At 71.4% G+C, this 22,524-nt stretch carries 22 protein-coding genes; 13 read left to right on the top strand and 9 right to left on the bottom strand.

Translation table 11 applies throughout. The features are described 5' to 3' along the window. Positions 1-18 precede the first annotated feature (18 nt). The gene (locus ASC77_RS21380) at positions 19-1,242 is read left to right on the top strand and encodes a type II secretion system F family protein (protein ID WP_056157618.1); all 1,224 of its coding nucleotides are present in this window, start codon (positions 19-21) and stop codon (positions 1,240-1,242) included. Between the two features lie 60 nt (positions 1,243-1,302). On the opposite strand, the gene ASC77_RS21375 is transcribed toward ASC77_RS21380, so the two are convergent. The 4 genes from ASC77_RS21375 to ASC77_RS21360 form a co-directional block, all read right to left on the bottom strand. Next, complete coding sequence (locus ASC77_RS21375) at positions 1,303-3,228, bottom strand: AAA family ATPase (protein WP_200945081.1); 1,926 nt, start codon at positions 3,226-3,228, stop codon at positions 1,303-1,305. Positions 3,229-3,387: 159 nt separating this feature from the next. Next, positions 3,388-5,091 carry a hypothetical protein gene (locus ASC77_RS21370; RefSeq protein ID WP_056157615.1) on the bottom strand — a complete coding sequence of 568 codons (1,704 nt, stop codon included), beginning with the start codon at positions 5,089-5,091 and terminating at the stop codon, positions 3,388-3,390. Between the two features lie 8 nt (positions 5,092-5,099). Beyond that, positions 5,100-5,834 (bottom strand): hypothetical protein, encoded by a 735-nt coding sequence (locus ASC77_RS21365; protein ID WP_056157612.1) that lies wholly within the window; start codon positions 5,832-5,834, stop codon positions 5,100-5,102. Continuing rightward, complete coding sequence (locus tag ASC77_RS21360) at positions 5,831-7,114, bottom strand: carboxypeptidase regulatory-like domain-containing protein (RefSeq protein WP_056157609.1); 1,284 nt, start codon at positions 7,112-7,114, stop codon at positions 5,831-5,833. The genes ASC77_RS21365 and ASC77_RS21360 overlap by 4 nt, the downstream gene beginning before the upstream one ends. 198 nt (positions 7,115-7,312) lie before the next feature. Between ASC77_RS21360 and ASC77_RS27830 the strand changes: the two genes are divergently transcribed. From ASC77_RS27830 to ASC77_RS21330, 6 genes are all read left to right on the top strand, one after another. Next, positions 7,313-7,813: a prepilin-type N-terminal cleavage/methylation domain-containing protein gene (locus tag ASC77_RS27830; protein WP_321163714.1), complete on the top strand. Its 501-nt coding sequence runs from the start codon at positions 7,313-7,315 to the stop codon at positions 7,811-7,813. Between the two features lie 212 nt (positions 7,814-8,025). After that, a complete protein-coding gene (locus ASC77_RS27825; RefSeq protein WP_082575153.1) occupies positions 8,026-8,448 on the top strand; it encodes a prepilin-type N-terminal cleavage/methylation domain-containing protein in 423 nt (140 codons plus the stop codon). A gap of 171 nt (positions 8,449-8,619) precedes the next feature. Next, a complete protein-coding gene (locus ASC77_RS21345) occupies positions 8,620-9,015 on the top strand; it encodes a hypothetical protein (protein WP_056157606.1) in 396 nt (131 codons plus the stop codon). 33 nt (positions 9,016-9,048) lie between these two features. Then, on the top strand, positions 9,049-9,453 hold the full coding sequence (locus ASC77_RS21340) for a hypothetical protein (RefSeq protein ID WP_056157603.1): 405 nt from the start codon (positions 9,049-9,051) through the stop codon (positions 9,451-9,453). Between the two features lie 30 nt (positions 9,454-9,483). After that, positions 9,484-11,547 carry a peptidoglycan DD-metalloendopeptidase family protein gene (locus ASC77_RS26330; RefSeq protein ID WP_082575151.1) on the top strand — a complete coding sequence of 688 codons (2,064 nt, stop codon included), beginning with the start codon at positions 9,484-9,486 and terminating at the stop codon, positions 11,545-11,547. Between the two features lie 62 nt (positions 11,548-11,609). Further along, complete coding sequence (locus tag ASC77_RS21330) at positions 11,610-12,344, top strand: FliA/WhiG family RNA polymerase sigma factor (RefSeq protein ID WP_056157601.1); 735 nt, start codon at positions 11,610-11,612, stop codon at positions 12,342-12,344. A gap of 15 nt (positions 12,345-12,359) precedes the next feature. On the opposite strand, the gene ASC77_RS21325 is transcribed toward ASC77_RS21330, so the two are convergent. Further along, positions 12,360-14,021, bottom strand: coding sequence for an FAD-binding dehydrogenase (locus tag ASC77_RS21325; RefSeq protein ID WP_235547882.1), 1,662 nt, complete (start codon positions 14,019-14,021; stop codon positions 12,360-12,362). A gap of 143 nt (positions 14,022-14,164) precedes the next feature. Between ASC77_RS21325 and ASC77_RS21320 the strand changes: the two genes are divergently transcribed. Then, entirely contained in the window at positions 14,165-15,421 is a 1,257-nt protein-coding gene (locus tag ASC77_RS21320; protein ID WP_056157595.1) for an MFS transporter, read from the top strand. Between the two features lie 56 nt (positions 15,422-15,477). Next, positions 15,478-18,045: a response regulator gene (locus ASC77_RS21315; RefSeq protein ID WP_156391223.1), complete on the top strand. Its 2,568-nt coding sequence runs from the start codon at positions 15,478-15,480 to the stop codon at positions 18,043-18,045. Between the two features lie 4 nt (positions 18,046-18,049). Here ASC77_RS21315 and ASC77_RS21310 read toward each other — a convergent pair whose 3' ends face one another. Next, on the bottom strand, positions 18,050-19,033 hold the full coding sequence (locus tag ASC77_RS21310) for an alpha/beta hydrolase (protein WP_156391222.1): 984 nt from the start codon (positions 19,031-19,033) through the stop codon (positions 18,050-18,052). Positions 19,034-19,067: 34 nt separating this feature from the next. On the opposite strand from ASC77_RS21310, the gene ASC77_RS21305 reads away from it, so the two are divergent. Beyond that, the gene (locus ASC77_RS21305) at positions 19,068-20,018 is read left to right on the top strand and encodes an acyl-ACP desaturase (protein ID WP_056157586.1); all 951 of its coding nucleotides are present in this window, start codon (positions 19,068-19,070) and stop codon (positions 20,016-20,018) included. A 3-nt stretch (positions 20,019-20,021) separates the two neighbouring features. On the opposite strand, the gene ASC77_RS21300 is transcribed toward ASC77_RS21305, so the two are convergent. Continuing rightward, entirely contained in the window at positions 20,022-20,357 is a 336-nt protein-coding gene (locus ASC77_RS21300) for a YciI family protein (RefSeq protein WP_056157802.1), read from the bottom strand. Between the two features lie 86 nt (positions 20,358-20,443). Between ASC77_RS21300 and ASC77_RS21295 the strand changes: the two genes are divergently transcribed. Further along, a complete protein-coding gene (locus ASC77_RS21295; RefSeq protein WP_056157799.1) occupies positions 20,444-21,184 on the top strand; it encodes an LLM class flavin-dependent oxidoreductase in 741 nt (246 codons plus the stop codon). Positions 21,185-21,222: 38 nt separating this feature from the next. Further along, on the top strand, positions 21,223-21,429 hold the full coding sequence (locus ASC77_RS21290; RefSeq protein WP_056157584.1) for a hypothetical protein: 207 nt from the start codon (positions 21,223-21,225) through the stop codon (positions 21,427-21,429). Positions 21,430-21,449: 20 nt separating this feature from the next. Here the strand turns inward: ASC77_RS21290 and ASC77_RS21285 are convergent, their stop codons facing one another. Next, on the bottom strand, positions 21,450-21,851 hold the full coding sequence (locus tag ASC77_RS21285; RefSeq protein WP_056157582.1) for a hypothetical protein: 402 nt from the start codon (positions 21,849-21,851) through the stop codon (positions 21,450-21,452). A gap of 124 nt (positions 21,852-21,975) precedes the next feature. Here ASC77_RS21285 and ASC77_RS27760 point away from each other — a divergent pair, with 124 nt between their 5' ends. Beyond that, the gene (locus ASC77_RS27760) at positions 21,976-22,101 is read left to right on the top strand and encodes a hypothetical protein (protein ID WP_268788435.1); all 126 of its coding nucleotides are present in this window, start codon (positions 21,976-21,978) and stop codon (positions 22,099-22,101) included. Here ASC77_RS27760 and ASC77_RS21280 read toward each other — a convergent pair. Then, entirely contained in the window at positions 22,086-22,457 is a 372-nt protein-coding gene (locus tag ASC77_RS21280; RefSeq protein ID WP_056157578.1) for a hypothetical protein, read from the bottom strand. The genes ASC77_RS27760 and ASC77_RS21280 overlap by 16 nt on opposite strands. Between the last annotated feature and the right edge of the window lie 67 nt (positions 22,458-22,524).

Below are 22,524 nucleotides of genomic sequence, written 5' to 3'. Positions count from 1 at the left end.
CGATCCGAGGACAGACAGATGACCGTCACCGCGACGCAGTACTCCTACAAGGTCCGTGACACCCAGGGTCGCCTGAGCGAGGGGAAGGTCGAGGCCGCGTCGGAGGGCGCGGTCGCCGACAAGCTGCGCGCGATGGGCTACGTGCCGCTCGAGGTGCGACCGGCGAACGTCGGCATGCAGCGCGAGATCAAGCTCGGCTTCAAGAAGCGGGTCAAGACCCGCGACCTCGCGGTCTTCTCCCGCCAGTTCGCGACCATGATCGACGCCGGCCTGACCATGACCCGTGCGCTCACGATCATGGCGGAGCAGTCGGAGAACGAGGCGCTGCGCGCCGTCCTGCGCGCGGTCAAGCAGGAGGTCGAGTCCGGCCTGAGCCTGTCCGCCGCGTTCGCCCGGCACCCCGACGCGTTCCCGCCGCTGATGGTCAGCATGACCCGAGCGGGCGAGGCAGGCGGCTTCCTCGATCGCGCCATGCGACAGATCGCCGACAACTTCGAGGCCGAGGTGAAGCTGCGCGGGAAGATCAAGGCAGCGCTGACCTATCCGGTCGTCGTCTTCGTGCTGGCGATGCTGATGTGCGTCGCGATGCTGATCTTCGTCGTGCCGGTCTTCCGGGACATGTTCGCGAACCTCGGTGGTGAGCTGCCGTTGCCGACCCGGGTCCTCGTGTGGCTCTCCGACGCCATGAAGTTCCTCCTCCCGCTGGGGGTCGTGGCCGGCATCGCGTTCACCATCTGGTGGCGGCGGTACGGCCGGACCGAGCGGGTCCGCAACGTCGTCGACCCGGCCAAGCTCAAGCTCCCGGTGTTCGGGAAGCTGTTCCAGAAGCTCGCGCTGACCCGCTTCGCCCGCAACCTCGGCACCCTGCTGTCCTCGGGGGTCCCGATCCTGCAGTCCATCGACATCGTCTCCGAGACGACCGGGTCGATCGTGATCTCGCGGGCGCTCAAGGAGGTCCAGGAGTCGGTACGCCGTGGCGAGTCCGTCGCGGGGCCGCTCGCCGCGCACGAGGTCTTCCCGCCGATGGTGGTGCAGATGATCGCGTCCGGCGAGGAGGCCGGCGCCACCGACCAGATGCTGATGAAGGTGGCCGACTTCTACGACAGCGAGGTCGAGGCCATGACCGAGTCGCTCACCGCTCTCATCGAACCGTTGATGATCGCGTTCCTCGGCCTGCTGGTCGGGTCGATGATCGTCGCGCTGTACATGCCGATCTTCAAGGTCTTCGACATGATCGGCTGAGCACGTCGGCGCCGGGGGGGCGCCAGGACACATGGGGGTCCTGGCGCCGCGCCCGGACGGTCAGATCCGCTCCTTGTGCCGACTGGCTGCGGCCTCGAGCACGGAGGTGATCTCGGCGCCGATCAGCTCGTGACGGCTCACCAGCGCATCCCGCAGCGCCGCGACCAGGTGCATGTTCTCGGCCAGCAGGTCGTGGACCTGCTGCTTCTGCTCGTGCAGCAGGCGTTCGACGGCCGCCCGCCCCTGGGGGTCGCCGAGGACCCGGCCGACGATGTTGGTGTCCGAGAGCGCCGCGCCCTGGACGGCCTGGAAGGACACCAGGCTGTCATCCATGCCGCACACCCCGACCATCTGTGCCGCCACCGTGGTGGCTGCGACCAGGTCGCCGCCGGGACCGGTCGAGACGTCGGACACGAACAGCTCCTCGGCGACCATGCCACCCATCGCGATCCGGATCAGGTTGAGCATCTCGTGACGGGACCGGGTGAAGACCTCGTCCCGGTCGCCATGTGCCAGCAGCCCCAGCGCGTCACGGCGCTTGATGATCGTGAGGACCTCCAGGCGCCGCTCGGGTGCGATCAGCCACGCCGTGGTGGCGTGCCCGGCCTCGTGGGTGGCGATCAGGGTCCGCTCCTGGTCGGTGTACTGCACCGGCTGGCCCAGACCGATCTCCTCGGTCAGCCGGGCGCGTTCGATGTCGCGGACGGTCATCGCGCGGTCCCCGCGCCGCAGCGCGTTGACCAGGGCCTCGTCGAAGAGGTGCTCGATCATGACGGGCGTGTAGCCCTGGGTCAGCGCCGCCAGGTGCTCCCGTACGGCGTCGTCGTCCAGCTCGGGGACGTGTGCCTTGCGGGCCAGGAAGTGGTCGACGAGCTCACGGCGGCCCACCCGACCGGGTGGGTCGAACGTCAGCCGGCGGTCGAAGCGGCCCGGGCGCAGCAGTGCCGGGTCGAGGTTGTCGGCGCGGTTCGTCGCCGCGATGACCAGCACGTTCGTCGGCACGGGCGCCGGCCGCCGCAGCTGACGGTGGGCCGGCAGCAGCGCGTTGAGCTGCTCGATCAGCCAGGCCTGGGCCTTCTGGGAGCCGCTCGGCTCGTTGAACGACTGCATCTGGACGAGGAGCTCGTTGACCACGCCGCCGGTGCCCTCACTGATGGTCGAGCGGTTGATCGCCGGGGCCCGGTCGACGGTGAACACCGTGGCCGGCGGGTGCCACCCGCACGAGGTGTGTCCGATGAGGGACGAGTCGTAGGGCAGCACGGGGTCGAGGCTCGGCGCGGGTACGGCGGACATGCCTCGCCGGGTCACCGCGATCGCGTCGATCTCCTCGATGAAGCCGATGGCGCCCCCGTCGCGTCGGGCGGCCTTGCGCAGCTCTCGGAAGTAGGAACGGATCTTGCGTGCGGTGGCGCCGTAGTACATCGACTGGAACGAGGTCGCGGACACGAAGAGGAACGGGACGCCGGCCTCGCGGGCCATCGCCTTGGCCATGTGGGTCTTCCCGGTCCCCGGCAGCCCTTCGAAGAGCAGTCCGCGCCGCGGCGTACCACCCATCTCCTCGGTGAACGCGCGATGGGCGAGGAACAGGTTGAGGGAGCGGACGACGTCCTCCTTGACGGCGTCGACCCCCCTGACGTCGTCGAGGGTGACGTCGATCTGCTCCGGCCTGAAGAGGACGTGTGGCGAGCGGCCTGCCCCGATCGTCGTGGCGAGCAGCACGCCCACCATCGTGAGCAGCAGCAGCGACGCCATGAACAGGAACGGATCGAACGTCGGGAGGTGCCACGAGCGCACGTCGATCGGGTCGCCGTGGAGCAGGCGCCACCACAGCCACGCCATCAGCACGGCCAGGACGAGCGCGAGCCGGCGGAGGGCGAGCTGCCTGCGCCGCTCACGGGCAGCGCCGACATCGGCCTCGGAGGCGACCAGGCGCCCGACCCCCGCATCGGTCAGCAGTGATGGTCCGTTATCGAGCCTCTTGGTCACCCGTCCACCCCCGCCGGCCACGCCCCTGGCCCTCTGGTCCCGCCGTCGTCGCCATCCTCGACGAGGAAGGCGACCTCGGCAGGCAACCGTGGGTCCAGTCCCCAACTCAGGTGACCACCCGGACCAGGGCGGGTGTCGCCGGGTGCGCTGCCCCGGGCGTCAGTACGCCGGCGTGGACTCGCCGTACGCCTTGACCCCCCACGACGACCGGACGGGGTCGAGGAAGAACGGCGGCGGCGAGTAGCGCAGGCGGGTGTCGTACTCGTAGCTCTTGGTGAAGCCGGTGCCGCCGGCCAGTCCGACCGGGCCACGGAAGCGCTGGGCGATGGTCCCGAAGACCGAGAGCGTCCCCAGGTTCGACGCCTGGTCGTACATCTGGACCGTGAAGCTGTGCTGCAAGGTCAGGATCGCGGCGTAGACCTTGGCGTTCTTGAAGATGCCGGCGCTGTTCGGTCGGGACAGCTCGGTGTAGTTCGAGCAGCTCGAGCTGAAGGGGTTGCTGCAGGTCGACTTCACGGGGTGGTAGATCTTCACCGAGTTCTCGGCGATCAGGCCCAGTGCGTCCAGGCCGGTCTTCCCACCGGAGTAGGTCAGGTCTCCCGTGATGACGATGTTGTTCGCCGCCGAGAACGTCAGGCGACCGGCGAGCTGACCCTCGACGTAGAGCGTTCCGTAGCCGCAGCTCGCCTCGTTGAGCTTGCGGTTGATGTCGTCGGTCAGCGGGTACCCGTCGCCGATCGCACCACCGGTGCACGCGACCGACGTGGCCGCGGTGGCCTCGTTCGAGGGCACGTTGCGCACCATGACCAGGTTGTTGTTCGGGATGGTGACGGTGACGCCGTTGGGCCGCGTGCCCCCACAGCCCGAGTTGACCCCCGAGACGGTGAAGGGGCTCCACACCTTCATCTTCGAGTACGTGCTGCCGTCGTCGATGAGCTTGATCCGCGTCGGCCCGGTGTAGAGGCACCCCGGTGTCGAGGTCTTGGTCGGGTCGACGTGCTGGGAGAGGTCGCCGATGCTGGTCGGCAGCTCGACCTCGGCCCGGTAGTTGATGCCCTTGTCGAACTGCGGGTTCGACGTGCCGTTCTTGGTGTAGCAGGAGGTCGCCGGGCGCGCCACGCCGTTCACGGGCTGGCACGCGGGGTCGGACGTCGTCACCGTCCCCTGGAACAGCGGGTTCCCGCCCGTCAGCATGGTGTCGTTGGTGTGCAGCGGCCCGTTGATCTTGTCGTTGTCACCGAACTGGATGTTCACGCACCCGGTGACGCCGCCGATGCTCTGGTTCTTGGGTCGGGGCGTCGTGGGGTCCCAGGCGTAGTGCGAGCACTTGTCCTGGGCGGTGGCATTGTTGAGCCCGTAGACCGCCTCGTTCGCCGGGTCGATCGTCTCGTAGACGGTGTAGTAGAGGAACTCCCCGAACCCGCCGCGGCGCAGGACGGTCGAGACCGTGCGCGTCACGCTGCCGACGCGTCCGGTCGCCGTGAGCTTGATGGTGCCGTTCACCGGCGTGCTGGTCGTGACGACGTCGTAGTGGAACTGAGCACGGTCGCCCTGCGGGACATCGGCCCACCCGATGGTGGTCGACGCGCCCCAGGAGCACCTGCTCACGTTCGGCTTCCGCATCGCGACGTTGGTGCAGTCCGGGCTGGTGACCCAGTAGTTGTCGTCGCGGTTGAGCCGGGCCAGGTAGTCGTCGACGCCGGCCTCGGCAGCGGCGAGCGCGGCGTTCCAGTCGTTGGAGTGCCGGGCGAAGGCCGCCGTCTTCATGGCCAGCGTCGCGGCGACGGTGACGATGAGGGTCAGGACCATCATCATGCCGAGCACCACCAGGAGGGCCGAGCCCTCGTCGTCACGTGTGCGCATCTTCCACCTCACGGCGATGGTTGGACGAGGACGTTGATGTCCGAGTTGGGCAGCCGGACCCGCTTGACCACGGTCGTCGCCGGGTACCTGGTCTGGCCCTGGACGGTCTGGACCGTGAGGGTCACCTCGACGCTGGCCACCGACGCCAGGTCGGCGCTGCTGAAGGTGGCGGACGTGATCTGGGCGCCTGCGAAGTTGTAGTACGCGAGCAGGTTCGCCGCAGGCCACGCGAGACCTCGGGCGAGCACCCTCGTCTGCACCACGCAGCCTGCGTTGGCCGGGTTGCAGAAGGTGTACTTCCCACTGCCGAGGTCGGTCGGCGGCTGCAAGGTCTGGACCAGCTGGCCGGAGGTCTGGGTCGCACGGGGGTCCTGGACGACCCGCAGCGTGACCAGGCTCGGTCCGACGACGCTGGTGGCGCCGAGGTTGGCGTAGAAGGAGACCTGCGTGCGCGTCGCCTGCACGATCGCGGTGTCGGCGCAGTCCACGCACGACACCTCGGTCAGCTGGTCGGGCAGGATCGCGGTGCGCAGGACCTTGCTCACCGCGTCGGTGGCGAGCTGCCCTTGCGTCGCGTTGTCGGTGCGGTTGCCGAGGTTGGCCGCGACCCGGTAGCCGAGGACGGACGTCACGGTGAGCATCACGGTGAGGAGGACGAAGAGCCCCATGGCCACCACCAGCTCGGCCATGCTGCCGCCCTCGTCGTCCAGCCGGGCCTCGGGGTCTCGTGGTCGGATCGTCATGGCAGGTTCACCGATCGCGGGCTGTCGCCGCTGGCGACGGTCACGCTCGCCGTCTTGGTGCCGGACTTGATCGTCCAGGTGCCGAACGGGACGCTGGTCTTCAGCTTGCCGCTCGCGGCGGTCGTGCCGAGGGTGATCGTCAGCCCCGAGGCGCAGGCCGAGTCCGCGGCGTGCACGGCGGTGATCGCCGCGTTGGCGGGACCCTGGACGTCGATGGCGCCGAGCGGGACGTTGACCGGGACCGTGGTGCCCGGGTCGGTCGTGATCGGGAGCCCGCGGTCCTGGTCCGTGAACTGCGGGTCGTTGTCGAGGCAGGACCCGGCCCACACCTGGTAGCCGGAGGGGTAGGGCCAGAGGTTGGCCACCGTCCGGGTGTTGCCGGACCCGGCGACGCTCTTCGACCCCGACGGGAGCAGGGCGCTGTTGCCGAGCGCGATCGGGATGGCGTTCGTGGTCGGGAGCGCGTAGCCGCTCGCGGTGGTGAAGGTCGCCGTCAGTGCCGCCGCCTGGTCGTACTCGATCGTGGTGCGCCACAGCTGCCCGACCTGGACCTGCGCGGTGGCCGTGCCGGCCGGGTCGCCGTTGCGGTTGACGTAGCCGACCGACTGCACCTTCACCTGGTAGGTCCCGGGCGCGAGGAACGCGAACAACGCGCAGCCGTCGTCGGAGGTCGTCTCGGTGTAGGTGCCGGAGGCACCGGTCGCCGTCACCGTGCGGCCGCCGAACGGGGCACCCGACGCGTCGATGACCTTGACCCCGATGTGGCCGGTCAGCGCCGAGTAGGTGCCCTTGGGCGGGGTCATGACGGTCGACATGGTCACCGGCGGCCGGTCACCCAGCCCCGGCCACGACACGTCCACCTGGACGCGCAGGTAGGCCAGCTCGATGGACCCGCCCTCGTCGCAGGTCGACGCCGCGGTCTGACCCATCTCGGACCACTGCGCCGTACGCGTCACGGTGTAGGGGACGTTGTCCACGACCAGCGGCTGGCCGGCGGTGCCTCCCGCGAGAGGCGACGGGTTGACCGCCTGGTTCACGTCGATGGTCGTCGGTCCGCGCACGCCCGAGGCGAACGCGTCCCGCGTGATCTCGAGCTCGCGGCTGGCGAGGATCGAGGCCTCCATGTGGAAGCGGTCGTCGCGGGTGAGCCGGATCGCCCCTGCCAGCAGCGCGAGGATCGAGCCGGCCATCACCGCGAAGAGCGTGATCGCGACGACCACCTCGACGAGGGTCATGCCCTCGTCGGCCGGACGTCGCCCGTCCCCCACGGCACTCTTCACAGCACTCTCCATCACGACGAAAGATCTGGCTGCCAAGGTTGTCGGCGCGCGCCACCCGTGACTTGACGGTGAGTCGCTCCGGATGTGCCCGCTCTCAAGTGGCCGGTCGCCGGGCCCGAAGAAATCGTCGACAAGGCGCGCGCCGGGACATCCCGTGCGACATCGCGCTCGGCTGCTCAATCACTGTGGGGGAATCAGATGCTTGCTCGACTCAAGAAGTCCATGGACGAGAAGGATGACCAGGGCTTCACCCTGATCGAGCTCCTCGTCGTCATCATCATCATCGGCATCCTCGCCGCGATCGCCATCCCGGTCTTCCTCAACCAGCGCCAGAAGGGCGTCGACGCGGGGATCAAGTCGGATCTCAAGAACGCGGCGACCGTGCTCGAGACGATCACGACCGACGACCCGACCGGCAAGCCGGCCAACGCGACCACCGCGTACTGGACGGCGGCGAACGTGACGACCGCGGGGTTCAAGAAGAGCTCGGGCAACGTCGTCACGGTCACCGGCGGCCCGGCCGTCGGCTACTGCATCAAGGGCTCGAACTCGGGTGGCACGGGCGGCACGACCAGCTTCTTCTGGTACGACTCCGCGCTCGGCGGACTGCAGCCCGGAGCGGCCACGGCGACGGCGCCGACCGGCGGCTCGTGCGCGACCGCGGCGGCCACCATGGGGCCGGCCGTGACGCTCAGCTGAGCCATCGGGGTCGCCGACCTCGGCGATCCCACCAGGCAGCTGGGGTGGGTGCCCGTGCGGGCGCCCACCCCGGTGTCATTTCAGGCGGCGGAAAAAAGTTCTCGATCGCTCTCAAGGGGCGGTTTCGCCGCACCGACGATCTCCATGACAGTCAGGCGCTCGAGCCACACGGCCGGCGCACATTGATCCCGAAAACGCACAGGAGAAACGTCATGCTCGCTCGGCTCAAGAAGTCCATGAAGGAGACGGACCAGGGCTTCACCCTGATCGAGCTCCTGGTCGTCATCATCATCATCGGCATCCTCGCCGCGATCGCCATCCCGGTGTTCCTCAACCAGCGCCAGAAGGGCGTCGACGCGTCGATCAAGTCCGACCTCAAGAACGCGGCGACCGTCGCCGCCACGATCACGACCGACGGTCCCACCAGCACGACCGCCTTCACGCAGACCATCCTCGAGGGCGCCGGCTGGAAGCACGACTCCTCGACCACCTTCAAGGTCACCGGAACGCCCGCGGGTGGCGACTTCTGCATCTCGGGCTACAACTCGGGCGCCAGCGCCAACGCCGCCGCGAACGAGTGGAAGTACGTCGAGAACGGCGGCGGCCTCCAGGCCGCCAAGGGCGCCGGCTGCTGATCCAGCCGCGGGACGGGGGGCAGCGCTCGGGGGGGCGCTGTCACCACCAGGCAGTACTCGGGGGGGGTACCGCCGTCACCGCAGGGGGCAGTACTCGGGTGAGTACTGCCCCCTGTTCCTTCTTCTTCCGAGATCGAAGCTCGACCACTCCGAGACCAGGGGGGACCGGCCATGCGTGGACTGCTCCGCATCTTCAGCGTCCGCGGCCTGATCGCGGCCGCTGCGCTCGTTCTCGTGGTCCTCGCGATCGACACCGGATCGGTGGTGCTGACCAAGATGTCGTCGCACGACGACGTCCAGCAGGCCGGCTACCAGGCGGCCGCCATCGCCAAGCAGGGACCGGCCAGCCGCCAGACCGCGGTCGTCGCCCTGGCGGCCGCCGAGCGCGATGCCGAGCCGCACGGGATCACGGTGGCCAGCAAGGGCTTCACCATCTACCCGGACGGCAGCGTCACGCTGACCGGCACGAAGACCGCACCGACGCTGCTGATGAAGCACGTGGGGGCGTTCGACCGCGTGATCCACGTGAGCACCACGTTGACCGTGGCGCCTCTCCCGTTCGACTGACCGGCCGCTCCACTCCCTCTCCAGGAGGACATCATGACGATGACCGCTGACAGCAGCACCGCCGCCCAGCTGACCCCGGGCCCCGCCCGAGACACGCTCCTCGAGATGGCGGCCGTGGTCCGCACCGTCTTCGGCGCCGGTCTCGAGGCCACGCGCCGGGCCACCGAGACGGTCACCGTCGAGGTCGAGGCGCCGCAGGAGCGCGTGGTCGCGACGACCACCTCGTCGGCGGGCTCAGCTCCGACGAGCATCCCCGTGCCCGGGCTGTCGAGCGTGGCGCCGCCACAGCCGCTGCCGTCGGTCCCGGAGGCGCCGACGCCGTACACGGGCGAGGTGCCCGCCCTGCGCGTCGTGCCGGGCTCACCGGCCCCGGCGGACGACGTGCCGGCCGAGCGCCGACAGGCCGTGCTGCGCGAAGTCGCGTTCCTCGACGACTGACGCCCACCGATCATCCAGGCGAGGACCCTCATGGCCGACGGCAGCCAGCACACCCCGGACCCGCGCGGGTCCGGGGTCGCGGCCGTCGTCGCCCTGGTCGTCGCGGCGGTGCTCGTGCTCGTGCCGCTCACGACTGCCCCGGCGGACGCGGAGCGGGCGGCGGTCCGTGACAGTGCCGGCACGCGTGGCCGCACCGCGCAGGAGCTGGTCGACGAGGCAGCCGCGGCGTACGCGGCCTCGCGGCTCCGGGTCGAGGGCCTGAGCGCACAGGCCGAGCGCCTGAACGACGCCGCCGACGTGGCCGAGTCGACCGCAGCCGCGCTGGGCGACGAGGTCGCCGACGAGAAGGGCGGCGCCCTGCACGCCCTCGGGGACTTCTTCTCCGGCGGTCAGTCCGACGTCGACCGGGCCGCCGAGGCCGCGTCGAACGCCGAGGACGTCCGCCGGCTCGCGGACCTCGTGCAGGGGGTGCTCGACGACGCCATCGCGCGCGCCGAGGAGGACCGCCAGCGGTGGGAGACCGCGCAGGCCCGGTTGGAGCGGGTCGAGGCGACCTGGTCGGCCGGTCAGGTCGTCGACTCGGCGATCCGTCGCTCGCAGCCTCCGTCCGGCTACGCGGCGGCCGACCCCGCCCAGCGGCGCCGGGACCGGCAGGCGCTGCGCTCCTGGGAGCGCTACCTGCACCAGGTGGCGCGGGCGGGCGTCGTCCCGCCGGCCGCCCGGGACCTGCTGGATCCCGAGCACCTCGCACCCGGCCTGGAGCAGGTGCGGGTCGCCGGCTTCCGGCCCGTACGGGGCGTCGCGGCCGCGCGGCTCCCCGACGGCCGACCGGTGACCGTGCTGCCCGCCGAGGCCGTCCGGGCCGTGTCGGACGCGTTCCACCGCCTCGGCCTCGCCGAGGTGCCCGGCGGGATCGATCCGACGACCTACGCGTGCGGCGGCCTGGTCGCCAACACGTGGGGCACGATCACCCTCCCGGCCGGCGCCGGCGACCAGCTCAGCGACCTCCCCCCGGTGCCGCGGCGGGTCGTCCAGGTCGGCGACCTCGTCGTGCTCGGCAGCAGCCGCGCCGGACTCGGCGAGACCGGCGTGTACGTCGGGCCCGGCCTCGCCATCGTCGCCGATCCCACGACCGGCACCGCCGGCGTCCGCAGGGTCGACGACCACGCCCTGCTGGCGATCCGCCGCCCCAGCCTCCTGAAGGACCGGTCGTGGAGTCCTTCGGGTGAGAATGTCGACCCCCCGGCGTACGGCGTCTGCGGGGGAGACTCCGACGCCGAGGGGTCGGCCGGCGACGGTCCGTTCGTGCTGCCGGTCGCCCCGGGCAGCTACACGCTGTCGGCCGGCTTCGGCAGCGCAGGCGAGCTCTGGTCGTCCGGCGAGCACACCGGTCAGGACTTCGCCGCACCGATCGGGACTCCGGTCGTCGCTGCCGGCCCCGGCGTCGTCACCATCCAGCACCCCTCCTGGGCGGGCAACCTGGTCCGTGTCGACCACGGCGGCGGCGTCGAGACGCTCTACGCCCACCTGTCCCGCGTCGACGTGACCGACGGACAGAGCGTGGTCGCCGGTCAGCAGGTCGGCGCGGTCGGCAGCCGTGGCAACACCACGGGCCCGCACCTGCACTTCGAGGTCCGGCTCGACGGTGTGCCCGTCGACCCTGTCCAGGTGCTCGAGGTGCCCGAGGCGCCGCGCCCGTCGTACCCGAACGGCGAGATGCCGGGCGACGCGCTCTGTGCCGCCACTCCCGACGGCGCGCAGCAGCTGCGCTGCGACGCCGCCGTCGCCTACCGGCTGATGGGCGCCGCGTTCGAGCGGGACAACGGCGAGACCCTGTGCATCACCGACTCCTACCGGTCCCGGGCGGGACAGGAGGACGCGCACGTCCGCAAGCCGACGATCACGGCGCAGCCCGGAACGTCGGTGCACGGCCTGGGGCTGGCCGTCGATCTCTGCGGCGGCATCGAGACCTTCTCGGGCAGCGAGCACGCCTGGATGGTCGACCACGGGCCGACGTACGGCTGGATCCATCCGTCCTGGGCGGCCGCAGGCGGCAGCCGCCCCGAACCCTGGCACTTCGAGTACGAGGGCTGAGGCGATCGACTATGGTGCCGCCAGGATTCCGCCCGGCGACGGGCGCGACCGAGGGGGATGGCATGGACGACCCTGAGAGCTCCGTGGACCTGCTGTGGCGCCGGTTCAAGGAGACCGGCGACACCGAAGCTCGCGACCGCCTGGTGCTCCAGTACTCGCCCCTGGTGAAGTACGTCGCGGGCCGCGTCCGCTCCGGGCTGCCGTCCTCGGTCGACCAGGCCGACCTGGTCTCCGACGGCGTCATCGGCCTGATGGACGCGATCGAGAAGTTCGACCCGGGCCGGGGGCTCCAGTTCCAGACCTATGCCGTCTCGCGGATCCGCGGCGCGATCGTCGACGGCCTGCGGGCCTCCGACTGGGTGCCGCGCTCGATCCGCGAGAAGGTCCGCGCCATCGACGCCGCCCAGGCGCGGCTCGAGGCACGGCTCGGGCGTGCTCCCGACGACGAGGAGGTCGCGGCAGAGCTCTCGGTGCCCGTGGCCGAGCTGCGCACCATGTACTCCCAGACGGCGCACACCACGGTGGTCAGCTTCGAGAGCGCGGCCGTCGGCGACGAGGAGACGCCGCGGAGCGAGATCGACCTCCCGGGCGCCGACGACGACATCCCGGCCGGCTTCCTGACCGCGGTCCGCGAGCTCGCCGAGCGCGACCAGGTGGTGATCGCCCTCTACTACTGGGACCGGCTCACCCTGGCAGAGATCGGTCAGGTCCTGGGCGTGACCGAGTCGCGCGTCAGCCAGCTGCACAGCCGGGCCACCATGACCCTGCGCCGCAAGCTGCTCGAGGCTGCGAGCTGACCTGCCGCTCCCCCGTCAGACCGCGCGAGCGGCGGCCCGGCCCGCCGTACGGCCGGAGAAGAGGCAGCCGCCGAGGAACGTGCCCTCGAGCGCGTTGTAGCCCATCATCCCGCCGCCACCGAAGCCGTTGACCTCGCCCGCGGCGTACAGCCCGGGCAGCGGGGTGCCGTCCGAGGTCAGGCAGCGGCCGTCGAGGTCGGTCTCCAGGCCGCCGAGCGTCTTGCGGGTCAGGACGTTGAGACGTACGGCGATGAGCGGGCCGGCCTTGGGGTCGAGGATCTTGTGCGGCGTGGCGACCCGGATCAGCTTGTCGCCGCGATAGGTGCGGGCGCCGCGGATCGCGGTGACCTGGGCGTCCTTGGTGAACGAGTTGTCGATCTCGCGGTCGCGGGCCTCGATCAGCTCGCGCAGCTCGGCCTCGACGATGAGAGGCTTGTCGCCGACCTGGTTCATGCCCTTCACGAGGGTGGAGAGGTCGTCGGCCACGACGAAGTCGTCGCCGTGCTGCTTGAACGCCTCGATCGGGCCGGGCGCGCCGGACTTCACCCGGCTCAGCAGGAGCTTGATGTCCTTGCCGGTGAGGTCGGGGTTCTGCTCGGAGCCCGAGAGCGCGAACTCCTTCTCGATGATCTTCTGGGTGAGCACGAACCACGAGTAGTCGTAGCCGGTCGTGCGCAGGTGCGTCAGGGTGCCGAGGGTGTCGAAGCCCGGGAAGTACGGCGCGGGCAGCCGCTTGCCGGTCGCGTCCAGCCACAGCGACGACGGGCCGGGCAGGATCCGGATGCCGTGGTTGTCCCAGATCGGGTCCCAGTTGCGGATGCCCTCGACGTAGTGCCACATCCGATCGGGGTTGATGACCCGGGCCCCGGCCGCCTCGGTGATGCCGAGCATCCGGCCGTCGACGTGCGCGGGGACGCCGGCCACCATCGTCTTCGGGGGTGTGCCGAGCCGCTTCGGCCAGGTCTTGCGGACCAGGTCGTGGTTGCCGCCGATGCCGCCGCTGGTCACGATCACGGCCTGGGCGCGCAGCTCGAACTCGCCGACCGCCACCCGGCTCGAGGCCTTGCCGCGCTCGATCGCGCTGGGCTCGAGGAGGGTGCCACGGACGCCGACGACCGCGCCGTCCTCGACGACGAGGTCGTCGACCTGGTGCCGGAAGCCGAACGTCAGCCGGCCGGTGGCGGCGTGCTCGCGCACGCGGCGCTCGAACGGGTCGACGACCCCCGGACCGGTCCCCCAGGTGATGTGGAAGCGCGGGACCGAGTTGCCGTGGCCGTCGGCGCGGCCGTCGCCACGCTCGGCCCAGCCCACGATCGGGAAGGTGCGGTGGCCCATCTCGCGCAGCCACGCGCGCTTCTCGCCCGACGCGAAGTCGACGTACGCCTCGGCCCAGCGCCGCGGCCAGCGGTCCTCCTCGCGGTCGAACTGTGCGCTGCCGAGCCAGTCCTGCATGGCCAGGTCGCGCGAGTCCTTGATGCCCATCCGGCGCTGCTCGGGGCTGTCCACGAAGAACAGGCCGCCGAGGCTCCAGAACGCCTGACCACCCAGCGACTGCTCGGGCTCCTGGTCGAGCAGCAGCACCCGCTTCCCGGCGTCGGCGACCTCGGCCGCGGCCGCCAGGCCGGCCAGGCCGGCGCCCACCACGATGACGTCACTGGTCTCCACACTCGTGCTCACGGGCGCGATCCTCGCACGTCACCGAGGAGATCCGTGGCGAAGGTTACCCATCGGTCACCACTTCCGGTCAGCGGAAGCCCGAGGTGTGAGCGCCGTCTCCACCGGGTCACCGTGTGGGCACACCTCTCGGGAAAGGCTCGACCATGACCACGACCATCGACTCCGGCCGCCGTACGCCGACCGCCACCGGGCTCTGGCCCGTGGTGCTGTGCTGGCTCGCCGTGGCGCTCGAGGGCTTCGACCTCGTCGTCATCGGCGCGGTCATCCCCGTCATCAGCAAGTCCGGCGACCTCGGCTTCACCGACGCCTCGCTCACCACGGCGGCCACGGTGGGCCTGGTCGGCGTCGGCATCGGCGCCGCGGTGATCGGGCCCGTGACCGACGCGTTCGGGCGGCGCCGCACCCTGATCGCCTGCGTCGCCTGGTTCTCCGTGCTCACGATCGCGGTCGCGTTCGCCCCGAGCGTGGCCGCCTTCACGACGCTGCGCTTCCTCGGCGGCCTCGGGATGGGCGCCTGCCTGCCGATCGCCCTGGCCTTCATGTCCGAGCACGCGCCCGACTCGCGCAACGGCAGCGCGATGACCCGGGTGATGACCGGCTACCACGTCGGCGCGGTGCTCACCGCGCTGCTGGCGCTCTGGGTGATCGACGCGTGGGGCTGGGAGGCCATGTTCGTGATCGGCGGCGTCGCCGGCCTCCTCTTCCTGCCGGTCTTCTGGCTCAAGCTGCCCGAGTCGGAGTCCTACCTCCGCTCCCGCGAGCAGGCCCCCGAGACGCGGCGCCCGAGCCGCGCCGCTGACGTCGTCCGGGGCTCCTACCTCCGCATCAGCCTCGGCCTGTGGGTCGCGTCGTTCATGGGGCTGCTGCTCGTCTACGGCCTCAACACCTGGCTGCCCAAGATCATGGGCGAGGCCGGCTACTCGATCGAGGCCGGCACGACGCTGCTGCTGGTCCTCAACCTCGGCGCGGTCACCGGCCTGCTGGTCGCCGGGCGGATCTCCGACTCGCGCGGCAACAAGCCCACGGTGCTGGTGTGGTTCGGGATCGCGGCGCTCTGCCTGGCACTGCTGTCGATCAAGCTGGAGAGCACGGCCCTGGTGTACGTCGCCGTGCTGGTCACCGGCGTCTTCGTGTTCAGCGCCCAGGTCCTCGTGTACGCGTTCGTGGGACACCTCTACCCCGACTACCTCAAGGGCACCGCGCTCGGGCTCTCGGCCGGCATCGGCCGGGTCGGCGCCATCGTCGGCCCCTCGATCACCGGCGCGCTCGTCACGGCTGGCATCGCCTACCCGTGGGGCTTCTACGTGTTCGCGCTCGCGGCCGTCCTCGCGGTGGCGGCCCTCGCACTCGTGCCCGCGCACGCGCCGAAATCCGAAGGTCTCGCCCTTCCCGGCCGATAGGAACGACCTGGCGCAGGTGGGGGGCACCGACGCCGCGAGATCGCGCAGGGGGGCCGGTGGAAGCGAGTCGACGCACCATGGTCGTGCGCGCCCTCTGGACGATCGAGGTCGTGATCGTCGCGATCCACCTGGCGGGGCCGAGCGGCCGGGCCGGCGACGCGACGTACCTCCTCGGCAACGCCGTCCCGGTGGCCCTGGCCGGTCTCGGCCTCCTCGGTGCGGTCCGCGGCCGTCGCCTCGTCCCGGCCCTGATCACCGCCAGCATCACGCTGGCCGCGGCCGGCGACCTCGTGCTCGTCGCCCACGCCTGGAGCACCGGCGAGGCGGACCGGTCGGTCGCCGACGCGCCGTACCTGATCGGCTACCTGTGCCTGGTCGGGGCGCTGGTGGTGGTCACCGTCGCCCGGAGCGACGGCCGTCGGTTCGCGGGCGACGCGCTGCTCGACGTGGTGACCGTCGCCGTCGTGAGCGTGCTGGTCGTGTGGACCTGCACGGTCGACCAGCTCGCCACCGAGGACACGTCCGGGGAGTTCGCGCGGCTGGTGTGGGTGGCCTTCCCGGTCCTCGACGCCGTGCTGATCGGGCTGGCGCTGCGCGCCCTCGTGCACGGCCGGACCCGGCGTGCCGTCGGGACGCCGCTCGCGGTCGGCATCTGGTGCTGGCTCTTCGCCGACATCGGCTTCTACGTGCTCGCCATCGAGGAGGCGCGCTCGGCGCTCCCCGAGGCGGGCTGGATGCTCAGCTCGATGGCGCTGGCGACGGCGACGCTCCGCCAGCCCACCGCGGTGGCCGCCGTGCACCACGACCTCGACGACCGGCGCACGCACGGCAAGCTGCTGATCGCGATCGTCCCGCTACTGGTGCCCACCGCCCTGTGGGCGCTCGGCAGCCGCCTCGGCATGGTCATCGACCCGTCGACCATGCTGCTGGGCAACCTGTCCCTGATCGCCCTCGCCTTCGTCCGCACCGCGCGGCTGCTCCGCTCCGAGAGCGCGTCCCGCGCCGAGCTCGCGGCTGCGCGGGACGCGGCGCTCGAGGGCTCCCGTGCCAAGTCGGAGTTCCTGGCGACGATGAGCCACGAGATCCGCACGCCGATGAACGGCGTCATCGGGCTGACCGGCCTGCTGCTCGCCTCCGAGCTGGACGACCGCCAGCGCACGTACGCGGAGGGCGTGCGCACGGCGGGCGACGCGCTGCTCATGATCATCAACGACATCCTCGACTTCTCGAAGGTCGAGGCCGGCCACCTCGAGCTCGAGACCATCGAGTTCGACCCGGTCCGGATGGTCGACGAGGTCGCCGAGCTCGTCGCCGAGTCGGCGGGCGAGAAGCGGCTCGAGCTGCTCGCCTCCTGCACGCCCGGGATGCCGGCGCGTCTCCAGGGCGATCCCGCCCGGCTGCGCCAGGTGCTGCTCAACCTGGCGAGCAACGCGGTGAAGTTCACCGAGGCGGGCGAGGTCGTGGTCCGCGCCGAGCACACCGGACGCACGACCGAGTGGGACGGGTCGGGTCGCCGGACCAGCATCGCAACCGTGCGGTTCGAGGTGCGCGACACCGGGATCGGCGTCGACACCACGGACCTGACCCGTCTCTTCGACCCCTTCTCGCAGGCGGACTCCTCGACCACCCGGCGGTACGGCGGCACCGGCCTCGGGCTCGCGATCTGCCGTCAGCTCGTCGAGGCCATGGGCGGCGAGATCGGCGTCGACAGCGAGCTCGGGCAGGGCAGCACGTTCTGGTTCTCGGTGCCGCTCGGCGTCGTCGACGAGCCGACCGCCGCAGCCGCGCCGACGCCCGACGTGCTCGTCGGCCGGCGGGTGCTGGTCGTCGACGACAACGCGACCAACCGGATGATCCTCGAGGACCAGCTCACGGCCTGGGGCATGACCGTCGACGTGGTGCCCGACGCGCCCTCCGGCCTGGAGGCCCTGAAGCGGGCGGCGGCCGCGAGCGCGCCGTACGACCTGGGGGTGCTGGACCTGTGCATGCCGGGCATGAACGGGCTCGACCTCGCGCGGGCCGTCGGTGCGACCCCCGAGCTCGACGGCACCGTGCTGGTGCTGCTGACCTCGAGCCCGGCCGTCGGCCCGGCCGAGGCGGAGGAGGCGGGCTTCGCCGCGCTGCTCTCCAAGCCGGTCCCGCTGTCGCGGCTGCGCAGCATGCTGCTCGACGTGATCACCCCGGCGGTGCGCGCGCCCGCCCCGCCGCCGAGCGAGCCCGAGCCGGTCGAGGCACCGTCCCGCGGCCGGGTCCTGGTGGTCGAGGACGGCGAGATCAACCAGATCGTCGCCGAGGGCATCGTCACCGCGTGCGGCTTCGAGGTCGACCTCGCTGACGACGGTGTAGAAGGCCTGGCGGCGATGGCGGACCGGGACTACGACCTCGTCTTCATGGACGTGCAGATGCCGGTCATGGACGGGTTCGCCGCGACCCGCGAGATCCGCCTCCGGGAGGCCGACGGGCGGCATACGCCGGTGATCGCGATGACCGCGAGCGCGATCGACGGCGACCGCGAGCGCTGCCTGGACGCCGGCATGGACGACTACCTGACGAAGCCCATCTCCCCCGCGGCGGTGGCCGCCGCCCTCGAGCGGTGGGTCGCCCCGCTCGGCGTACGCCGGTAGGGCCTCAGTAGAGCGCGGCGCGCTGCGACGCGACGATCGCGGCCATCGCAGGACGGGCGGCGTGCGAGAAGTACGGGAAGCTCAGGAAGCCGTGCGGCATCTGGTGGAAGTCCTCCACCGTCACCTCGTTGCCGGCGTCGGCGAGGGCCTGCGCGTAGCGGACGCCGCTGTCGTGCAGCGGGTCGAGGCCGGCGACGACCACCACCGCCGGCGGCAGGCCCGAGAGGTCCGGGGCGAGGATCGGCGAGAGCCGGAAGTCGGTCCGGTCGACCTCCTCGCTGAGGTAGTGGTCGCGGAAGACCTCGATGTCGTCGTTGCTGAGCACGATGCCCAGGACGTTGCCCAGGAACGACTCGTCCTCGCGCGACGTGTCGGTCATGTCGGTGGCCGGGTAGACCAGGGCCTGGTGCGCGACGGCCGGGCCGTGCTCGTCACGCGCGAGGATCGACACCACCGCCGCGAGGTTGCCGCCGGCGCTGTCGCCGAGGACCCCGAGCCGCGCCGGGTCGCCCCCGAGGTCGGCCGCGTGGGCGGCCGTCCAGAGCAGGGCGTCGTAGGAGTCCTCCACGGCTGCCGGGAACTTGTGGGCCGGCGCGAGGCGGTAGTCGACCGAGACCACGACGGCATCCAGGTCCGCGGCCACGGTGCTGCAGATCCAGTCGCACTGGCGCGCGCTGCCGAGCACGAAGCCTCCGCCGTGGATGTTGAGCACCACCGGTCGCGGGGTCCGCGACCAGGCGTCGGGCGTGTAGATCCGCAGCGGCAGGTCGCCGCCCCGCGCGGTGAAGCTGTCGGTGCGCACGGTGACGCCCTTGCGCAGCCGCCCGAGGAACAGTCCCGCGACGCCGCCGTCAGGGATGACGGTCGTCTGCACCTTCTCGAGCTGCTCCGGCGTCATCCTGGCCACCGACATCGAGGGCATCGACTTCATCAGCCTGTCGAGGGCCCGGACACCGGGGCGCAGCCTCGTGCTCTGCTTCGTGGTCATGGTGCTGCCAGTGTAGAAGTGGTTCGATGGCACGGTGACCGCACCGGAGCACCTGCTCGAGGCACTCGAGCCCGTCGTCGCCGAGAACCTCGACCGCCACCTGGGCGTCGCCCAGGAGTGGCACCCCCACGACTACGTCCCCTGGAGCCAGGGCCGCGACTTCGCGTTCCTCGGCGGCGAGGACTGGGCGCCGGAGCAGTCGCAGCTCTCGGAGACGGCGAAGGCCGCGATGTTCACCAACCTCCTGACCGAGGACAACCTGCCGTCGTACCACCGCGAGATCGCGACCCGCTTCGGCCGGGACGGGGCGTGGGGCACGTGGGTGGGTCGCTGGACCGCTGAGGAGAACCGGCACGGCATCGCCATGCGCGACTACCTCGTCGTGACCCGCGGCGTCGACCCGGTCGAGCTGGAGCGGGCCCGGATGGACTACATGACGTCCGGCTACGACTCGGGCGACAAGACCGCGCTCGAGGCGGTCGCCTACGTGTCCTTCCAGGAGCTCGCGACCCGGGTCTCCCACCGCAACACCGGCAAGGTGACCAACGACCCGATCGCCGACAAGATGCTCGCCAGGATCTCCAAGGACGAGAACCTGCACATGATCTTCTACCGCAACATCGTGGCCGCGGCGATGGAGATCGCGCCCGACGCCACGATGCAGGCGATCGCCAAGGAGGTCATCGGCTTCGAGATGCCCGGTGCCACCATGGCCGGCTTCCGGCGCAGCTCGATGATCATCGCGAAGGCCGGCATCTACGACCTGCGCCTGCACCACGACGAGGTGATCATGCCGGTGCTGCGCGCGTGGAACGTGTTCGACCGGACCGACCTCGGCCCCGAGGGCGAGCAGGCCCGCGAGCAGCTGGGCGCCTTCCTCGAGGCCCTCGACGCGCAGGCGACGAAGTTCGTCGACCGGCGCGCCGAGAACCGGGCCCGGGTCGCCGCCCGCGACGACGGCGTCAGCCCCGACATCGCCTCCTGAGGCTCAGTCCTCCCAGAAGGCGCGGAGCTCCAGCCGGCCGGACGCGGCCATCGGGTGCGCGGCCGCGATCTCGATCGCCTCGTCGAGGTCGGCGCACTCCAGGACGTCGAAGCCGACGATCCACTCGTGCGTCTCGGCGAACGGCCCCTCGGTCACGCTGACCTTGCCGCCCCGACGGCGTACGACGACGGCCTGCTCGGCAGGCCGGAGCCGTTCGCCGAGCAGGCGCGTGCCGGCTGCGTCGTTCTTCTCCACCCACTCCTCGATGGGCATGGTGCCGGTCTCGTCGATCTCGGTGGGCCGGTCGGGGTCGGTCGCGACGAACATCAGGTACTTCACGGTCACTCCTCGGTGGTGGGACTTCATCCTCGTACACCGCGATGACGGACGAGCGGACGCCGGATCGACATGAGAGCGTGGTCCGCATGAGTCCGGTCGTCGGTGTCGTCTTCCGTCCGCAGTCGCCGTCCGAGGAGCTGCGCGCCGTCGTCGAGCACGCCGAGTCCGCCGGTCTCGCGGAGCTCTGGCTGTGGGAGGACTGCTTCCTCGAGGGCGGGCTGACCACCGCGGCGGCCGCCCTGGCGTGGTCGACCCGGTTGCGGGTGGGCATCGGACTGCTGCCGGTGCCACTGCGCAACCCGGCCCTGGCCGCGATGGAGATCGCCACGCTGGCCCGCCTCTTCCCGGGCCGCCTCACGGTCGCGCTCGGGCACGGCGTCCAGGACTGGATGGTGCAGGTCGGCGCGGCCGCCGCGTCGCCGATGACGCTGCTGCGCGAGCACACCGAGGCGGTCCGCTCGCTGCTCGCCGGGGAGACCGTCACCGTCTCCGGGCGCTACGTCAATCTCGACGCGGTCGCGCTGGACTGGCCGCCCGAGGTCCCGCCGACGCTGCTGATCGGGGCGCGCGGGCCACGCACCGTCGCCCTGGCCGGCGAGGTCTCGGACGGCGTGCTGCTCGACTCGGTGGTCGACCCGGACGTCGTACGACGGGCGCGGGACGTCGTGGGCCCGGACCGCCGGGTCGTCGTCTACACCGAACGCGCCGACACCGCCGAGCTCGGCGCCTGGGTGGCCGAGCTCGGTGACGCCGGGGCCGACTCGGTGGTCCTGCAGGCCACCGAGGCCACCCCCGACCCGCGGCCGCTCATCGACGCGCTGTCCTGAAGCCTCAGACAGGGCCCCGTCCGGCCGATGGTGGAGGCATGACGAACTCCGCCGACCCCGAGAACTGGGTCGCCGGCTGGCTCGACGACTTCCGTCTCTGCCTGCACGGCGCCCACGGCACCGCCTGGCGCGCCCGCGCCGAGCAGGAGCTGCGCGCGACCAACTCCGCGCTGGCCAGCGACCGCCAACGGGCGACCGCGTGGCGGCGTACGCGCGAGGAGATCCTCGGCGTCTCCGCCGCCTGACCGCTGACGACCGGACGGGGTCAGCCGCGGCAGGCGGCCATGTCCACCCGGTAGGGCTTCGCGGCGGTGCGACCGTCGGCGGCGTACTTCACGACCCCGCCCTTCACGGCCCAGTACTGGTCGCCGTACAGCACGAACGTCTGACCGGACGAGCAGCCGACCTTGTTGGGCGCCACCAGGCCGGTGTCGTCGACGCAGCCGGTGTACTTCCGGTCCAGCGTGGCGCCCTCGACCCAGATGGTCGAGCACGCGGGGCCTTCGGGAGCCGCGCTGCTCTCGACGTCCGTCGGGCTGGCGGCCGGCGTGGTGGGCTCGTCGGTGGCGCTCGAGCCGCCCGAGTCGGAGCCGCAGGCCGTCACGAGGAGCAGCATCGCGCCGGCGAGCAGGCCCGTGCAGGTACGGCGGATCGTCGCGGCGCTCATGCAGGGAGTGTAGGCCGCACCTCCGGGTGGTGTGGTCCACCCCACGCAGAGGTTTCGCCGTCCGCCGTACGGGACACCTACTGACGGATTCTCGGAGTCATGTCGTCAGTAGGAGCACAGCACCATGGACACCTGCCCGATCTTCACCGCTGTCGCCCGCGACCTGCAGCTCGACCCCGAGCTGTTGCTCGCGCCGCCCGAGGCGGATGCGCCGGCAGCGGTCGCCACCGGCCCTCAGGCGCGGCGGTAGTCCTCGAGCGCCCGGTCCATCACGCCAGCCGGCAGCGGGACGCGGGCGCCTCCGGGCTCGACGAGCTCCAGCCGGTCGAGGACCACCTGGAGCTGGGACTGCAGGTCGCGCACTCCCCCGGACCACAGGCTCGACCCGTCGTCCGTGAGCTCGAAGGTCCACCCCTCGTAGACGCGGACCAGGTCGGCTGCCGTGAGCTTGCCGAGCGCGCTCTCGACCTCGGTCTCGAGGAGCACGGCGTGGTTGATCCAGTCGGCCGCGCCGATCAGCTCGACGAGGCTGCACGGGCGGTCGTAGACGGCGATCGCCGCGAACACCCAGGCGTCGGTGAACTCCCAGGGCGTAGCGGACGTCATGCGGACAGTGTGACCGCCTGCTCCGACGGTATGACGTCCTGGGGGCCGCTCCGGCTTCGCCGGTGAC

The sequence above is a fragment of the Nocardioides sp. Root1257 genome (assembly GCF_001425175.1).
Classification (GTDB): Bacteria; Actinomycetota; Actinomycetes; order Propionibacteriales; family Nocardioidaceae; genus Nocardioides.
Note: the sequence above shows the minus strand (reverse complement) of the source record. Positions and strands in the feature narration are given on the sequence as shown.

Excerpts from the sequence above, each read along its gene's own strand:
- ASC77_RS21290 (WP_056157584.1), top strand. The coding sequence starts at position 21,223 with ATGACGAACTCCGCCGACCCCGAGAACTGGGTCGCCGGCTGGCTCGAC.
- ASC77_RS21320 (WP_056157595.1), top strand. The coding sequence starts at position 14,165 with ATGACCACGACCATCGACTCCGGCCGCCGTACGCCGACCGCCACCGGG.
- ASC77_RS21310 (WP_156391222.1), bottom strand. The coding sequence starts at position 19,033 with ATGACCACGAAGCAGAGCACGAGGCTGCGCCCCGGTGTCCGGGCCCTC.
- ASC77_RS21330 (WP_056157601.1), top strand. The coding sequence starts at position 11,610 with ATGGACGACCCTGAGAGCTCCGTGGACCTGCTGTGGCGCCGGTTCAAG.
- ASC77_RS21285 (WP_056157582.1), bottom strand. The coding sequence starts at position 21,851 with ATGAGCGCCGCGACGATCCGCCGTACCTGCACGGGCCTGCTCGCCGGC.
- ASC77_RS21280 (WP_056157578.1), bottom strand. The coding sequence starts at position 22,457 with ATGACGTCCGCTACGCCCTGGGAGTTCACCGACGCCTGGGTGTTCGCG.
- ASC77_RS21365 (WP_056157612.1), bottom strand. The coding sequence starts at position 5,834 with ATGACGATCCGACCACGAGACCCCGAGGCCCGGCTGGACGACGAGGGC.
- ASC77_RS27760 (WP_268788435.1), top strand. The coding sequence starts at position 21,976 with ATGGACACCTGCCCGATCTTCACCGCTGTCGCCCGCGACCTGCAGCTC.
- ASC77_RS21370 (WP_056157615.1), bottom strand. The coding sequence starts at position 5,091 with ATGCGCACACGTGACGACGAGGGCTCGGCCCTCCTGGTGGTGCTCGGC.
- ASC77_RS21340 (WP_056157603.1), top strand. The coding sequence starts at position 9,049 with ATGACGATGACCGCTGACAGCAGCACCGCCGCCCAGCTGACCCCGGGC.
- ASC77_RS26330 (WP_082575151.1), top strand. The coding sequence starts at position 9,484 with ATGGCCGACGGCAGCCAGCACACCCCGGACCCGCGCGGGTCCGGGGTC.
- ASC77_RS27825 (WP_082575153.1), top strand. The coding sequence starts at position 8,026 with ATGCTCGCTCGGCTCAAGAAGTCCATGAAGGAGACGGACCAGGGCTTC.
- ASC77_RS27830 (WP_321163714.1), top strand. The coding sequence starts at position 7,313 with ATGCTTGCTCGACTCAAGAAGTCCATGGACGAGAAGGATGACCAGGGC.
- ASC77_RS21345 (WP_056157606.1), top strand. The coding sequence starts at position 8,620 with ATGCGTGGACTGCTCCGCATCTTCAGCGTCCGCGGCCTGATCGCGGCC.
- ASC77_RS21295 (WP_056157799.1), top strand. The coding sequence starts at position 20,444 with ATGAGTCCGGTCGTCGGTGTCGTCTTCCGTCCGCAGTCGCCGTCCGAG.
- ASC77_RS21380 (WP_056157618.1), top strand. The coding sequence starts at position 19 with ATGACCGTCACCGCGACGCAGTACTCCTACAAGGTCCGTGACACCCAG.